This window comes from Methylotetracoccus oryzae (assembly GCF_006175985.1).
Taxonomy (GTDB): domain Bacteria; phylum Pseudomonadota; class Gammaproteobacteria; order Methylococcales; family Methylococcaceae; genus Methylotetracoccus; species Methylotetracoccus oryzae.
On record NZ_SRSH01000007.1, the window covers coordinates 18,441 to 34,061 of the forward strand.

12 protein-coding genes are annotated in these 15,621 nt (G+C 60.3%); 3 read left to right on the top strand and 9 right to left on the bottom strand.

Going from position 1 to position 15,621, the window contains the following annotated elements; genetic code table 11:
• The first annotated feature begins 59 nt into the window (after window positions 1-59).
• Both cmoA and BWR02_RS08440 read left to right on the top strand, forming a co-directional pair.
• On the top strand, window positions 60-785 hold the full coding sequence (cmoA, locus tag BWR02_RS08435) for a carboxy-S-adenosyl-L-methionine synthase CmoA (protein ID WP_201276202.1): 726 nt from the start codon (window positions 60-62) through the stop codon (window positions 783-785).
• Between the two features lie 90 nt (window positions 786-875).
• Window positions 876-2,327 (top strand): helicase HerA-like domain-containing protein, encoded by a 1,452-nt coding sequence (locus BWR02_RS08440; RefSeq protein ID WP_139557319.1) that lies wholly within the window; start codon window positions 876-878, stop codon window positions 2,325-2,327.
• 142 nt (window positions 2,328-2,469) lie between these two features.
• On the opposite strand, the gene BWR02_RS08445 is transcribed toward BWR02_RS08440, so the two are convergent.
• The 6 genes from BWR02_RS08445 to trxB all read right to left on the bottom strand — a co-directional run bounded on the left by BWR02_RS08445 (window position 2,470) and on the right by trxB (window position 10,441).
• Window positions 2,470-3,852, bottom strand: coding sequence for a porin family protein (locus BWR02_RS08445; RefSeq protein ID WP_139557320.1), 1,383 nt, complete (start codon window positions 3,850-3,852; stop codon window positions 2,470-2,472).
• 34 nt (window positions 3,853-3,886) lie between these two features.
• Window positions 3,887-5,329: a chain length determinant protein EpsF gene (gene epsF, locus BWR02_RS08450; RefSeq protein WP_139557321.1), complete on the bottom strand. Its 1,443-nt coding sequence runs from the start codon at window positions 5,327-5,329 to the stop codon at window positions 3,887-3,889.
• A complete protein-coding gene (epsE, locus tag BWR02_RS08455) occupies window positions 5,329-6,180 on the bottom strand; it encodes a polysaccharide export protein EpsE (RefSeq protein ID WP_162560078.1) in 852 nt (283 codons plus the stop codon). The genes epsF and epsE overlap by 1 nt, the downstream gene beginning before the upstream one ends.
• Window positions 6,181-6,254: 74 nt before the next feature.
• Entirely contained in the window at window positions 6,255-7,274 is a 1,020-nt protein-coding gene (locus BWR02_RS08460) for an EpsD family peptidyl-prolyl cis-trans isomerase (RefSeq protein ID WP_139557323.1), read from the bottom strand.
• Between the two features lie 49 nt (window positions 7,275-7,323).
• Complete coding sequence (locus BWR02_RS08465) at window positions 7,324-8,808, bottom strand: undecaprenyl-phosphate glucose phosphotransferase (protein ID WP_236102050.1); 1,485 nt, start codon at window positions 8,806-8,808, stop codon at window positions 7,324-7,326.
• 676 nt (window positions 8,809-9,484) lie between these two features.
• Complete coding sequence (trxB, locus tag BWR02_RS08470) at window positions 9,485-10,441, bottom strand: thioredoxin-disulfide reductase (protein WP_139557324.1); 957 nt, start codon at window positions 10,439-10,441, stop codon at window positions 9,485-9,487.
• 149 nt (window positions 10,442-10,590) lie between these two features.
• On the opposite strand from trxB, the gene BWR02_RS08475 reads away from it, so the two are divergent.
• Entirely contained in the window at window positions 10,591-12,960 is a 2,370-nt protein-coding gene (locus BWR02_RS08475; RefSeq protein ID WP_407941055.1) for a DNA translocase FtsK, read from the top strand.
• Window positions 12,961-12,993: 33 nt separating this feature from the next.
• Here the strand turns inward: BWR02_RS08475 and metA are convergent, their stop codons facing one another.
• From metA to BWR02_RS08490, 3 genes are read right to left on the bottom strand one after another with little or no spacing between them, the layout of a single operon-like run.
• Window positions 12,994-14,064: a homoserine O-succinyltransferase MetA gene (metA, locus tag BWR02_RS08480; protein WP_139557326.1), complete on the bottom strand. Its 1,071-nt coding sequence runs from the start codon at window positions 14,062-14,064 to the stop codon at window positions 12,994-12,996.
• A 38-nt stretch (window positions 14,065-14,102) separates the two neighbouring features.
• The gene (locus BWR02_RS08485) at window positions 14,103-14,942 is read right to left on the bottom strand and encodes an ATPase (protein ID WP_139557327.1); all 840 of its coding nucleotides are present in this window, start codon (window positions 14,940-14,942) and stop codon (window positions 14,103-14,105) included.
• A gap of 15 nt (window positions 14,943-14,957) precedes the next feature.
• Entirely contained in the window at window positions 14,958-15,374 is a 417-nt protein-coding gene (locus BWR02_RS08490) for a group II truncated hemoglobin (RefSeq protein WP_129883649.1), read from the bottom strand.
• Window positions 15,375-15,621: the final 247 nt, after the last annotated feature.

Genomic DNA, 15,621 nt, shown 5'->3' on the forward strand with positions numbered 1-15,621 from the left:
CCTAGCGTGCCCTGCCATCGCCCCTGAGCCCCTCCCTTTCTGCGCCCCCTCTCCTCACCGTGACGACCGACACGCTCTTTCGCGAACGGCGCTCAACGCTCGAAGATTTCGATTTCGGCCCGGAGACAGCCGCGGTCTTCGACGACATGTTGGATCGCTCGATCCCCCTGTATCGCGAAATTCAGCGGATGATCGGCGAGATCGCCGCCGACTTTGCGACACCGGGGTCCCGGGTCGTCGATCTCGGGTGCTCCACCGGCAACACGCTGCTGACGGTGGACCGCGCCGTGACGGTGCCCGTCCGACTCGTCGGCGTCGACTCCTCCGCCGCCATGCTGCGTCAGGCCGAGGACAAATTCAGGCGCGAAGGCCTGCATAACGGCTATGAGGTCGTATGCCGGGATCTGGCCGACGAGACCCCCGTCCACGACGCGTCCGTGGTCATCATGGCCTGGACCCTTCAGTTCATCCGGCCACTGCACCGAGACCGGGTCATTCGCGACATCGCCCGCGGACTCCGGGACGACGGCTGCGTCCTGCTGATCGAGAAGATGTCGAGCGAAAATTCTCGTCTGAACCGTTTTTTCATCCGCAGCCATCTCGAATTCAAACGGCGGCATGGTTACAGCGACCTCGAAATCGCTCAAAAGCGCGAATCACTGGAGAACGTGTTGATTCCCTACCACGAAAATGAGAACCGCGAGCTCTTGCTCCGCAATGGCTTCACGGCGTGCGAGACTTTCTTTCGTTGGTACAACTTCTGCGGCATACTCGCTGTCAAGTGACTAGCGACAGCGGTACGGCTCCAGCTAAACCTGGGAATATTGAGCCCTCACTTAAACCCTCCGCACAACTCTGCAGATTCCCCCATCGTCATGCGTGAGCTGCTTTCAATCGCAAAAGCCGAAACGTTTCTGGGCGTGCTGCCGGCCATGGCCAATCGCCATGGCTTGATAACAGGTGCCACGGGAACCGGAAAAACCGTGACCTTGCGCGTCCTGGCCGAAGCGTTCAGCGAGATCGGCGTTCCGGTCGTCATGGCCGACGTCAAGGGCGACCTGTCCGGACTTGCCGCGGCGGGTTCCGATGACGCCAAGATCAACGAGCGGGCCCGGCAGCTCGGCGTCGATGAGTTCTCGTACCGCGGCTTTCCGGTCCTGTTCTGGGACTTGTATGGCGAGCGAGGGCATCCGATCCGAACCACCATCTCGGATATGGGACCCTTGCTGCTATCGCGTGTCCTGAACCTGAACGAAACGCAGAGCGGCGTCCTGAACCTCGCGTTTCGTGTCGCCGACGACAACGGGCTGTTGCTGCTGGACTTCAAGGATTTGCGAGCGATCGTGCAGTACGTGGGCGATCACGCGTCGGAACTGAAGACGCAGTACGGCAACGTGTCGAGCGCCAGCGTCGGCGCAATTCAACGCAATCTGCTCGCGCTGGAATCACAGGATGCCGAGCGGTTTTTTGGTGAACCCGCTCTGAATCTGGAGGACCTGATGCAGACCGACGCGAGTGGCGCCGGCTGCATCAATATCCTCGCGGCCGAGCGGCTGGTGCAGTCACCGACGCTATATGCCACCTTCCTGCTCTGGCTGCTGGCCGAATTGTTCGACCGCCTGCCGGAAGTGGGCGACGTCAGCAAGCCGAAACTGGTCTTCTTTTTCGATGAGGCTCACCTGCTGTTCGACGACGCACCGGACGCGCTGATGGACAAGATCGAACAGGTGGTCCGATTGATCCGTTCGAAGGGTGTGGGCGTGTATTTCGTCACGCAGAACCCAATCGATATCCCTGACCGGGTTTTGGGGCAACTCGGAAACCGGGTACAGCACGCGCTGCGCGCCTTTACTCCGAAGGATCAGAAGGCCATACGGGCAGCGGCCGAAACCTTCCGGATCAATCCGAAGCTCGATGTGTCCAGCGCGATCAGCGAATTGGCAGTCGGCGAGGCCCTCGTGTCTTTCCTGGACGATCTGGGCCAGCCCACGGTCGTGGAACGCGCCAAGATCCTGCCTCCCCGGAGCCGGCTGAAACCCTTGAGCGATGCCGAGCGCACGGAGGTCATCGGTGCTTCCGTTTTGGCGGGAACCTACGACGAACCGGTCGACCGTGAATCCGCCTATGAAATTCTACGGGCCCGCGCCACTGAGGCGGCGGTGCTGACAGCACAGGTCGGGCGACCGGCGGCGTCTCGAAGAACCGACACGGTACTTGAGGCCTTCGCCAAGACTGCAGCTCGCTCGATGGCGAAATCGATCAGCAACCAGTTGGTCCGAGGTGTGTTGGGCTCCCTGCTGGGCCAGGGCACGGGCCGGAGACGCTGAGGTAGAGGCATCTGCCGTTCGATCGTGGCACGGGAAATCCGCGTAACCGGAAATCCCAGTTTGCGGCAGTTTGCGATTACGAAGTGGCATCCAGCGCCAGAAGCGCCAGGTAATTCGGCGCACCGATCCCGTGTAGTCCCGTTCAAAAATAGAGACGCCCGATCGCAGAGATGCTGTCGAAGTTGTACTGGAAGAACTGAGAGTCGATGATGCCGCCATTCGCGCCGCGTCGTCCATACTCGTAAATCAGGCTGAAGTCGGCATAGTCGACGGGCGTATAGGTCGCTGCGACGCGGGCAGAAAACGCGTTATCGTGCCGATCCGGCGCCACAACCTCGTTTTGCCGATTTATCCCGCTCCGGGGATAATCACGGGTCTCATAATTCAGCGTCGCCGAGATCAGGGTTTTGTCGGTCGGGTACCAGCTTGGCTCGATCAAAACGCCCTCGGCCATGTAGAACAGGCCCTGCTCTTCGAAATAGGTTCCCAGCGTGTGGTAACCGGCTACAGTCAACCCTGTCTTGATCGTCGGCAACCACGTCATGCCCAATCGCCAGACCTCGCCGGAGAAGTCGCGGTCGGCGTTGTCGAAGTTGCGCCACAAATAGCCGACGTTTCCATCAAAGGTCAGTTTTTCACTGATCCGATAGCGCGTCACGAGAAGCGGCTTATCCTGGGACGTGCGCGTAAACCCATTCGCGACTTCAGCACCACGCCCCGGGTACTTGCCTTCCAAGCGCGTGTACTCCAAGCCGAAAGAGTTGCCCAGCGGGGTCGCGTACACTGTCTCGATGCGGGCCGTGGTATTTTCCACGTCCTGATTTTGACGTCGTTGCAGGCTGTGCGTCACCTCATTCCAGTCGCCACCCGCGGTGACCCGCAAACGCGGACTGATCCGGTAGGTGACGTTCCCGAAATAGTTGATAAACGTCAATAGATCCTTGCCGGGAAAACGGAAGTTGCCGAATCCACCGAGTTGACGCGCGTAACGCGCGCCCACTTTCCCAGACCAGGAGTCGGCCCACTCGAGATCGAACGCCGTGCTGGTATCCCACGAGAGGTTGTCGAGCGAGCTGTTGCGTACGAAGGAATTATTGGCACCCAATAGATTCAGTGTCCACAGCTGCCTGGAGAAAGGCACGAGGATCTTGCTGCCTATGGACAGCTGGTTGATGAAGTCGCTCTTGCTCGCACCGGGCGGCAGATAACAGGCCGTGGCACCACCGCGATCACAGTTCGGATCGACGATGGGCGGATCGTTGGGTGCGCGGTATATGTTGCTGTCGTAGCTGAAGGTATTCCAGATGAAAGGCTGGAAATACTCATTCAGATTATTCGGCAGCTTGGTCAGGGTTTTCGGTGGGACCGCCGATACCCCCGGAGACACGAGTGTCAGCGCAGTAACCCACAGCAGCAAGGCATGCAGTCTCGGCGCTGAACCCCTCTGGCGGCCTGTCTTCACCGCGGCATCTGCCGTTTCGCGCAGCACGCCTTGCCCGAGCATCAGGTCACGAAGTTTGGCCATGCGCCCGCTGAAGACTCCAATCCCCACACCGTGACTAATCGCCACCGGCTCGTCCCCAGGGTAACGCCGCCACGGTCGGTCCCTTGCTGCCGCCCAGTCGTCGTGCCCCGCCATTGCCAGGCAACAGGCCGAGCACCGGCAAATCGAGCGCGAACTCCAGATCGTCGATTCCACGCACCCGACGATCGAGCATCTCCAGGCCGAGGGCCGCGAGCAGCCCCAGCAACGAACCGAGAATTCCGGCCAGCGCGACGTTTAAGAGAGTCCGGGGGAACGAGGGTTCGAGCGGGGGCACCGCTGGATTCAGGACGGCGATGTTCGTCTGGCTGGCTTCGCCCTGGAGGCGGGTCTGGGAAAAACGCTGCATGGCTTCATCATAGGAGCGCTGCGCGCTCTCCACTTCATGCGTCAACACCGCCAGTTCGTCGCGCTTGTTCCCCAGTTCCAGGACCTTTTGTTTCTCGACTGCGATCGTGGCACGCAACTGCGCTTCGCGCTGCTTCGCAATGGTCACCCCCGAGTTGATTGCGTTGACGATCGTTGCAATTTCAAGTTTCAGTTTTTCCCGCAGGCTCGCCAGTTCCGCCTTGGCGCTGAGGTACTGGGGATGATTGCGCCCCTCGCGATCGGACAGGTCGGCCAGTTTGGCCTCGGCCTGCGCGATCTGGGTCTTGAGGTTGACGACCAGCGGGTGGGAGATGATCTCGGGCAACGATTCCAGGGATCGACCTGAGGTTCGTGCCGCCTGCAGTTCCTGTTGATGCGACAAGGCTTCTGAAAGGTCGGCCTGCGCCAGCACCAGCTTCGACGACAGTTCCGCCAGACGAGCGCTCTCCAGATCCCTCGTCTGGGAATCTGCCGCGAACACGCCTTTTTCCCGCTCCAGATCGGACAGTCTGCTGCGGGCCCTTTCCAGGTTTTCGCGCAACCCCTTCAACTGTTCCTCGAACCATGCCGCATTCTGTCGCGCCGGCACGGTCCGAAAGTTAAGGTTGGTCTCGACGAACGCCTTGCCGAAGGCATTGGCAATCATCGCGGCAAACTCCGGATCGGCAGCGGTGAAACTGATCCAGATCACGTTGCTCTGTTTGGAAGGCTCTACGGCAAGATCGTTCAAAAGCAGATCGGCCGTCCAGTCGCGGATGTTCCCACGACCCTCCGTGCTCAGCTGGTAGGACTCGCGCAGTTCGGGGCTTTCGGTCAGTTTGCTGGCATCGACCACCCGGACCGCGACCGCATGGCTCTTGATGATGTCGACCTGGGTCGCCATGTACGTGGGCAAGAGCTGCTGGGCATTGATCACGGCGCCGGTAATCGGATCCATGCCCTGGAAATCCACGATGAGGGTCGTGGCAGCGGTGTACTTCTTGGGCAGAAGCTTGCTGATTCCGTAGGCAGCGATTACGGTCACGAAAAATACGGCCGCCGCGATCTTCCACCGCGCCAGAAGAATCTGGAAAACCTGATTAAAATTCATCAGAACCAGCTCTCGTAAATGTACAGAACATCGTCGGGTTTGATCATGTCGGTCGGTTCGACCTCGATCGTTACCTGCTCACCGTTGGGCTGTGTTCGGCGAACTTCCATGCCTCGTTCGGTCCCCTTGGTCGTGAGCCCACCCCCCACCGAGATCGCCTGCTGGACGCTCATGTTGCGTTCGATCTTGTAGTGGCCTGGCTTGGTGACCTCGCCGTAGATGTAAAACTGCGCGGCCTTCGGGACGAAAATGATGTCACCCCCCTGGACCGGAAGGTCATGACTGGCGTCGGCATGCATCAGTGCGTGCAGGTCGATCTCGATTTTCTTGGTCGGATCGTCCTTGCGCGTCAAATAAGCCTTGTCGCCGCCAGTCTCCACGTTGACGCCTCCCGCAAGCGCAATGGCTTCCGTCACCCTCGTCGCTTCCTGTGTCGAATATTTGCCTGGTGACCTGACCTCTCCCAGCACCGACACTTTCTGGCTGACGAATTCCTGAACCTTTACGTGCACCTGGGCCTGTTTGATGAACCCCCCGCTGCTCAGGGCCCCGGTGATGAGCTTCTCGATCTCGGCCGGCGTCTTCCCAGAGACACTCACTTCGCCGATCAACGGAAAGGTAATCGAACCTGAATCGCTGACGCGCGTCTCGGTGAGCAGTTCCGGATAGTCGTACACGTTGATCGACACGACATCGCCAGGACCCAGGCGATAGTCTGCCGCGAGCGCGGCCGGTGCAAGGCACCAAGCCAGAACCAGCAGTATCAGCGAGTTGAGCCCGATGCCGGAACGCCATGGGCGTTGCGTGCCACCTGCCAACGCCATCGGCTTCGGTATTTTTCGAGGGTTCATAGTGTTTCCGTAGCCACGGTTCATACTCTTGTCCTGTTCCTTGGCAGCAAACTCGTTGGTGAGTCGCACGCCCGTTACTTTACCAAACCCGACAGCCCGCGTTCGACGTGCGACGGCAGAGTTTGCCCGGGGAGCGCTGGCTTGTCTTGAGGCTTCTCCGGCGAAGGATCGGCCACGGCAGCGCGTTCAAACTCGCCGAGATAGCGTATTTCAGCCTTCTCTCTCAGTTCCTTCACGAGCGCCGCGAGCACCGTCTGCCGCTCCAAATTGACCAGGTATTCCTTGATGTTGACGCGCGCCTGCTCGCTGTCGAGCGGCTCTTCGCGAAAATCTCGAATGAAGATCAGCTGCGCCTCGGGACCATCGCGGAAAATCACGATATCGCCTTTCGCCATCGGCAACAGTTTCCTGGCCAGCTCCATAGGCAACTGCTCGGCACCCCGACTGACGGCCGCGAGGGCGTAATCGACTTTTGCGGCATTGAGGGCCTGCTCGACCTCACGCTCACTGCGGGCGCCTTCAAGCTTCGCCAGCAACTCCTGCGGCAGGCCGTCACGCGCCACCGTGAATTGGCCGAGTTCGTACACACGACGTTTCGCGAACAATTCAGGGTGCGACAGTTGGAAGGCTTGCACTTGCTCTGCGGTCGGTTCCGGACGGCCGGCCGCCCGCCGCTCAAGAACGGCCTCTGCCAGAATGTTGGCGCGTGCCTGTTCGATCGCCCGCATGACTTGCGGATCACGGTCGAGCTTCATGTCGACCGCACGCTGCATCAGCAACTCACGATCGATGAGTTCATCGAGAATTTCCTGCTTGACCTTGGAGGCGAGCTCAGGCGCAGGGAGTTCCACATTCGCCAGGCGTTGGTTGAGTTCGTGGACGGTGACCTCTTGGCCGTTGACCTGCGCGGCAACCTGACCGCCGGCGTTCGGCTTCGGCTTGCAGCCAACTCCGGCCAAGATAATCGGCAGGCAACACACGGCGACCGCCCGGAGCCAAGTGGCTACCGCTACTCTGCGCGTTTCAGCGGAATCGACGGTCACGGCCGCTCCTGCCTCCATGTCATTCTTAATCATCAAGACCGGCAGATACATCCAACCAGTCTCTCCGCCCCCGGCGCAATGTTACCGTATCTGCCGCGCCTCAAAAAGCATCCTTGTCTCTGAAGACAAGCAATACCGTTTTGAAAATGATCCAGAGATCCAGAGCCAGTGACCAGTTTCGCAAATAGTCCAGGTCGTATTCCACCCGGGCCTTCATCTTGTCGACGCTTTCCGTCTCACCACGAAAACCGTTGACCTGAGCCCAACCTGTGATGCCCGGCTTCACTTTGTGACGAATCATGTAGCCCTTGATGACCTTTCGGTACATCTCGTTGTGCGCCACCGCGTGGGGCCTTGGACCAACGATGCTCATCTTGCCTTCAAGCACGTTTAGAAACTGAGGTAATTCATCCAGCGATGTCTTTCGCAGAATGCGTCCCAGTGGCGTGATTCGATCGTCGTCACGTCGTGCCTGAACGACGGTATCGCCATCCTCGCATACCCGCATCGTTCGAAACTTGTAGACGACGATCTCGTCTCCGTCCAAACCATACCGTCGCTGTTTGAAGATAATGGGACCTGGAGAAGTCAGCTTGACCCCCAGTCCCACTGCCAGCATGACTGGCCATATGAGCAACAGAATGAAAATTCCCAGCAGAATATCGCTAACCCTTTTCACCAGCCCGCGAAACCCATAAAAAGGCGTCTCGCAGATCGCCACGACCGGAATTCCTGTTATCCGGTCGATTCGCGCCTGGATAAGGTCGAACATGAAAATGTCCGGAACGAAATAGATCGAGGCCGTAGTATCTCTGAGCTCGTCCAGCAAGCGGATAATGCGCGGCTGCGACGCCATCGGCAGACACACGTATATCAGATTGATTCCGTTCTCTTTGACGTAATCCGGCAAATCCTTGAGTTCGCCGAGTTTTTGAGCATCGGACACGAGAGGCAGTCGCTGGATTCGCCGGTCGTCAAAAAAGCCCTTGACGTGTGTATGTAATAAACGGTCGTCGTTTATCTTCCGGCAAAGCTCATACCCGAGCTGATTAGCTCCGACGATGACGGCATTACGGGTTTGCTGCGTTGCGGTCAGTACATGGTAAATGGCGGAGCGTGCAGCGACCTGAGCGCCAAGCAGTACCACCGGTGTGATGACGAACCAACGGAGCAGCACTGGCTCCGAAAAATGGCCATGCAGCTCGGTTGCATAGCCAAGAAAAACGATGATCGCGACAATGATGACCCATCGCAAAAGGATATTGCTCAGCGCGACGAAGACCGGAAACCGCTGCAGGGCTCGGTAAAGGCTTATTTCTTCGAATACATGGGCTGAAATGAGGAAGGAGAGCAGTGCCAGGATCACGTAGTAACTGGTAAACACCTCGCCCTGCAAGCGGACCGCAAGTGCCAGCGTCGCAACGATCATTGTCGGGAACAAGAGCAGCTTGACGAGAGTCACTAACGGGAAGTCGACATTCGTCATGCTGCGCATGCTGCCGAGCGCCGACACGCGATACGCGTAAGTTGAAGGGCTTTCCTCCTCGACGTCCAAGGTTCTCGGCCTCGTTTGCACGATCTTCATCATTCAGGTCTAAATGGAAGCATCAGTTACTGTGATCAGCACCACTCCCGATCAGGCTGGGAGCCGTTCGCTGAGACCCCGCCATCGCTTTGGCCAGCGACGGCAACCAACAGGGGGGAATCCCGATCTCAACATGCCGTCTGAGCACAGCTCGAACGACCATGGGCTCGCCCGCCTTCTTTCGTCACATACCCCGCCCCAGGCCGAAGCTCCCCCCAAAGGACTCCGGTCCTTGACCGTGGCATGATCGCGCTTACGCGCTGGCAGGTTGTGCCGTGGAACTCGCCCTCCACCACGGCCCTCACCATGAAAAGCCCCTGCCACTCCGGAAAGGTCGTCCACGGCGACGGTGGGCACGGCCCCGATGATCCCTGCCGTGACATCTGACGACCCGACGCCGGCGATCGCGGCCGGACTGTCTCGCCGCCCGCGCTGCGCATGCCTCGCGCCGCGTCGTGTGAAGACCTCAGACGAATCACGTCCATTGCAATGGCGGTAGACAGGCCACAGGGCTATCGATCACCCCGTCACGCCGGGCCACTGACCGCATCTTACGCGCGCTATGCAACGGCACCAGCAATAAACCGCTAGCTTGGAATTAGAGCAAAAGCCCGCGAAAAAGACCACTCGCCCGCATCGGAACAAGCACTCGGTCCACGCCATGGACCTCGCGCCATCAACTCTCCAGGCCGTCAAGGTACTTTTCCGCATCGAGCGCTGCCATGCAGCCCGACCCCGCCGACGTCACGGCTTGACGGTAAACGGAATCGGCGACATCACCCGCCGCAAACACACCGGGCACACTGGTTGCCGTGGCATTGCCGCTCAAGCCACTGTTGACGACGATATAGCCGGACCGCATTTCCAATTGGTCGGCGAAAATATCCGTGTTCGGTTTATGACCGATGGCAATGAACACGCCATCGACACCTAACTCCTTCGTTGAATCATCGGCAACGCTCTGTATCCGGATGCCGGTAACGCCGCTGTCGTCTCCGAGGACTTCCTGCAGCACCTGATTCCATTCGATCGACACATTCCCGTTGCGGGCGCGGTCCAGTAGCTTTTCCGAGAGTATCTTTTCGGAGCGGAACCGGTCACGACGGTGGACTACCGTGACATGGGAGGCGATGTTGGAGAGGTAAAGCGCTTCTTCAACTGCGGTGTTGCCACCACCGATCACCGCGACCGGTTTGCCCTTGTAAAAAAAACCGTCGCAGGTCGCGCAGGCGGATACACCACGTCCCTTGTAGGCCTCCTCAGAGGGCAATCCCAGGTAGCGAGCCGATGCGCCGGTCGCGACGATCAGCGCATCGCAGGTGTAGGTTGCCGCATCGCCAGTCAGTCGGAACGGCCGTTCCGACAGTACCGCCGTGTGGATGTGATCGAAGACGATGTCGGCATTGAAGCGTTCGGCGTGCCGTCGCATGCGTTCCATCAACTCAGGCCCCTGCACTCCGGCATCGTCGCCGGGCCAGTTGTCGACATCGGTCGTCGTCGTCAGTTGCCCGCCCATCTCGATCCCGGTCACCAACACGGGACTGAGGTTGGCCCGGGCCGCGTAGACGGCGGCCGTGTATCCCGCCGGCCCGGAACCGAGGATCAGCAGTTTGGAATGTCTCTCTTGTGCCATGTGCGCGCGCGTTTTTCCCGATGATTACATGATTTTGAGGCGATTAGTATGACCGGGGGCGAAACGTCCGTAAACTCCGCGCTTGAAGTTCGACTGCCAAGTCTGAAACAATACCGGGGCTTTGCTACACGTTTGATTCGGTGACGATTTTGGCACGACCACAGAAAAAGCAACCCGAACCGAAGCCGGTTATCGAAAGGGACATTGGGTCCAGTTTGGTCAGGGCCATCCGCGAAGCGGGCTTCTTCACCTACTCGGCGCTCGGCCTGTTCCTGTTGATTGCGCTGCTGACGTTCAGCACCGAAGATCCGGGCTGGACACACACCGGCATCGGCAAAACGATCGCCAATGGCGGAGGTGCGGTAGGCGCCTGGCTGTCCGACATTCTTCTGTCGCTCTTCGGAGTGATGGCGTTCGTCTTTCCCTTTCTCCTTGGCGCCAACGGCTATGCCGTGTTCAAGGCCGCACCGGCCCGGGAAGCATTTCAGCCCCTGCACGGCCTCCTGCGCTGGTCCGGCCTTTTGCTGGCGATGATTTCAGGTGCAGGCCTGACCCACCTTTACCTCGCACAACTGCCAATCGATCTGCCGGAGTCCGGTGGGGGTTATGGCGGCATCGTCGGTAACGAAATAGTCAATCTCTCCTCTTTTGCGTTCGGCACGACGGGGGCAACCGTGCTTTTGACGGCCGCATTCCTGGCCGGCGTATCGCTCTTCACCGGACTGTCATGGCTCGGTCTGGTCGATCGGATCGGCAAGGCCGCATTGTTGATCGGGCAAGGTTTCGGCACCGTCTTGGCCGGACTCGCGCGTCCCTCTACGGCACCCGCCGACGACCCGGTGGCCGAACGCGAGAGCGCAGCGCGAGAGGCTGCCGCGCCCAGTCGCGGCAAAAAGCCGATCACACCGGCTGTCACGGTCGCCCCGGTACGCAAGTCCCCGGCAGCGGAGCCGGCGGTACCGGCGCCACAGGCTCCACCCAAGCACTTGCCGCCGCAGCGTCCGGCAGCGGCCGCCAGCCCCGGCGCCCTGCCGCCCCTGGAACTGCTGAATGCCCATGCGCCCCAGGTCAAGGGCTATTCCCGGGCGGCACTGGACGAGATGTCCCGACAGCTGGAGGCCATCCTGGGCGATTTCGGCGTCGAGGCGGAGGTCGTCGAGGTACACCCGGGACCGGTGATTACCCGTTTCGAACTGCAGCCGGCGGCTGGAGTCAAGGTCAGCCGAATCACGGGACTCGCCAAGGATCTGGCGCGTGCGCTGTCAGTCACCAGCGTCCGCGTCGTCGAGGTCATTCCGGGAAAGTCGGTGGTCGGACTGGAAATACCGAATCAGGAGCGGGAGATCGTGCTGCTGCACTCGGTGATTTCTTCGTCACAGTATCGCGATAATGCCTCGCCGCTCACACTGGTGCTCGGGAAGGACATCGGCGGACAGCCGGTCGTCGCCAACCTCGGAAAGATGCCGCACCTGCTCGTCGCAGGCACGACCGGGTCGGGAAAATCGGTCGCAATCAACGTGATGATTCTGAGCATCCTGTACAAGGCGCGGCCCGAGGATGTGCGCCTGATCATGATCGATCCCAAGATGCTCGAATTGTCGATCTACGAAGGAATTCCGCACCTGCTGACGCCGGTTGTGACCGACATGAAGGAAGCGGCCAACGCCCTGCGATGGTGCGTGGCCGAAATGGAGCGCCGCTACAAGCTGATGTCTCTGGTGGGCGTCCGCAATCTGGCGGGCTTTAACCAGAAGGTAGCGGACGCCAGCGCCGCCGGTGCCGGTCTGCGCGATCCGCTGTGGAAGCCCGGGCTCGACGAAGACGCCGAAGCGCCGTTACTTTCACCCTTGCCGACGATCGTGATCGTCATCGACGAATTGGCCGACCTGATGATGATCGTCGGCAAGAAAGTTGAGGAGTTGATTGCGCGACTGGCACAGAAGGCGCGCGCCGCCGGCCTGCATCTGATCCTCGCGACGCAGCGACCGTCGGTCGATGTCATCACGGGCCTGATCAAGGCCAATATCCCGACTCGGTTGTCCTTCCAGGTTTCCTCCCGCATCGACTCCCGGACCATCATCGACCAGGGTGGCGCCGAGGCCTTGCTAGGCAACGGCGACATGCTGTATTTGCCGCCAGGCACGGGATTCCCGCTGCGCGCCCACGGCGCTTTCGTCTCGGACCAGGAAGTGCACGCGATCGTGGACTTCCTGAAAGCGTCGGGGCAGCCGCAATACCTTGAAGACATTACGCGCTTCAGCGAAGACGCTGCCGACTTCGGCGGTGGCCGGACCGGCGCGAGCGAGTCAGGTGACGAATTGGACCCGCTTTACGACGAAGCAGTACGCTTTGTGACGGAAAGCCGCAAAGCGTCGATTTCCAGCGTGCAGCGACGCTTCAAGGTCGGCTACAACCGGGCCGCGCGAATGGTTGAGGACATGGAGAGCGCCGGCATCGTCGGTCCCGCTGAAACGAACGGCAGCCGCGAAGTCCTGGCCCCGCCGCCGCCGGAGGCATAAACGGCGAAGCGGAACCGCCGGAATCCCGCGAGACTAGAGATCCAGTCCCAGCGGATTGTCCGGATCGACATTCGGCATGAAGGGAACGCGGCGGTTCTTGTCGGTCACCTGGTAAATGCGGCCCAGCCAGTTATTGAACAGCGCACCGGCGGAATCCCGCCAGGTGTTGTCGAGATGGGACACGACATAGGCTTCCGGAAAGTCGGGGATCGTTCGACCCGCGCGCTTCGCGCTGCGTAAGTGCCGGCCGTATTCGTTCAGAACCCCGGCGACCTCGAGATTGAAGTAGTGCTCGGGAAACGGCGGATAATCCTCCCGTTCGCCCTGTACATAGCGCGCAATCTCACGCTTGTATTCCTTCAGCAGGCTGATCGTGTCGTACTCCGGGTGGCCCTGGAAAAACACGACGCGAAACAGGTCCGGACTCACCGCCAGGTGAACTCCCGCTTCCTCGCTCTCGACCAGAACCTTTAAGCCGACACTTTCCATATCCTCGCGAAAAATCTCGTTAAACCGGGAGTGTGGCACGTCGAAACGGGTATTGATGTTGGAAACCAACGGATGGCGGCGTTCCACCACGCGGTGGGAATAGACGCCCCAGCGCTTCCCGCCCAAATGCGTCCGCTGGATTCCGTAACAGTACTGAAACAGCGCATGCGTCGCGAGACATGAGCACAGGATCGATGTCACATTCTCCCGCGCCCAGTCGAATACTTCGGTCAGCGGCTCCCAGAATGTCTCCTCGGGCAAGCTCGGCTGAGACACGTTGGCGCCGCTGACGATCAAGCCGTCGAGTCCTTCTTCGCGGAGTTGCTCGAAGCTCTCATAGTGCCGCGCGATGTGCTCCCGGGCCGCCTCACCGCGCGGGAGTCCCTCGATCGTGAACGGATGCATGTGAAACTGGACGATCGGGTTCGCAGCCCCTACCAGTCGGAAGAACTGGCGCTCGGTCGCTTCCAGCGCGGCATCAGGCATCATGTTCAGCAACCCGATATGCATCTCCCGGATGTCCTGATGCTCCGCCACATCAACGGAGAGGACGGGCTGTCCCTCGTCGATAAGACGCTGAAACGTAGGCAGCGCGGTGTGGGCAACCAATGGCATGGGGTCAGGATCCTCCGCAAGGGCTCAGGCCCGTCACACTAGCGACCCAGAGCGGCCGCGACCAGTTCCAAAAAATCGCTCTCGTCGCGAACCTGCGCGGCATCGGCCACATCCAGCGTGTAGCCGTAGTGATCGGCGATCGCCTGGTACCGCGGCAGTCGGGCGTGGAACAGTCGCGGAAACACCCAGGTCACGAATTCGTCCGGAGGAATCTCGTCGACGCTGCCGTAGCCCCGCTCAGCCACGAAAACCGGCAGTTCCTGGTCGAGGAATTCGGGCCGGTAGTACAAGGGTTTGGGATCCAGGCGGGCGCGTTCGATCAGCACCTGCTCCAGTTCAGGGGTGGTCCGGAGGTACACGATGAGCGTATTCTCGGCCAGCAGTGCCAGCGTCTCGGGATCGTCGAGCTCACAAACACTCCCACCGGCATCGTTGATGAAATGCTGATAGCCATAAATCTCCCGCGCCTTTTCACGGAACGCCGGCACGTCCCGCATCGCCATGATCTCGGCCTGACGGTGCAGGGCCTGGCGTCGCTTGAATTCAACCAGCGACAGTCCTCCGGCTGCGGGATTACCGAGTTTGCCGAGAAACGTCGAAATCGGCGCCAGATTCCCGACGGTGATGTTGCTGCCAATGTAGATCGAGTCGGACAGCAGCAGATCCCGGAGGAAGGGCACATCCATCGCCCGTCGCTTGATGTTGTCCAGGATTGGCTCTTCCAGATATTTGGTGCCGATCCGGTAATCGCCTGAGTAGTGAAACCAGCGATCTTTGGGCAATTTGTCGGCCAGGGTGGTCTTGCCCACGCCGGACATGCCGAGCAGCGTGATCGCTTTGCGCTCACAATCCAGGAATTCCCGTGGGGTCATGCGCATCGTCTGAAATCCGCCTCAGGGCCCTTGGACCGTGGGTTCATCGGGGGTGTTGATCATGTGGTAAGCGGTTCGCGCCAGCGCTTCGAACAGGCGCTGTTTGAGGACCGGATCGACATCGGTCTCATCCAGCGCCCGGCCCATGCACTGCAACCACTGATCGGCTTCCGCAGGGCCGATCGCAAACGGGAAATGGCGCATGCGCAACCGCGGATGGCCGAATTCCTCGATATAGAGATTGGGGCCGCCCAGCCACCCTGACAAAAACTTGAACAGCTTGTCCCTGGATCCGGAGAGGTCCGCCGGGTGCATCGCCCGAATCGGCGCCGCCGCGGGCAGCGCGTCCATGTAGCCGTAGAACCGCTCGACGACATCACGCAGTACAGCTTCACCGCCCAGCAGCGCGTAAGGGCTGGGCGCAGGGGTTCCGTTCATTATCTCGGCCAGTGGTTCGTCCAGCGCGTATTTTATCGCACGCGGGCCGCTCGGGCGCGCCCGGAAAAGCCGAGCGTGCGCCTGTCGGGGTGACCCACTCTCGTCAAGGTGTAACCGTTCACACCCCCTCGGAGCGGTAACGGGAGTGGGACCGGGGAGACGGGACCGTCTGCGGGACGGACCCCGCAGCCGAGCCGACAGGGACGTCTTCACCGTGTGTCTCGTCTCCCCGGCCCCTGCCGCGACA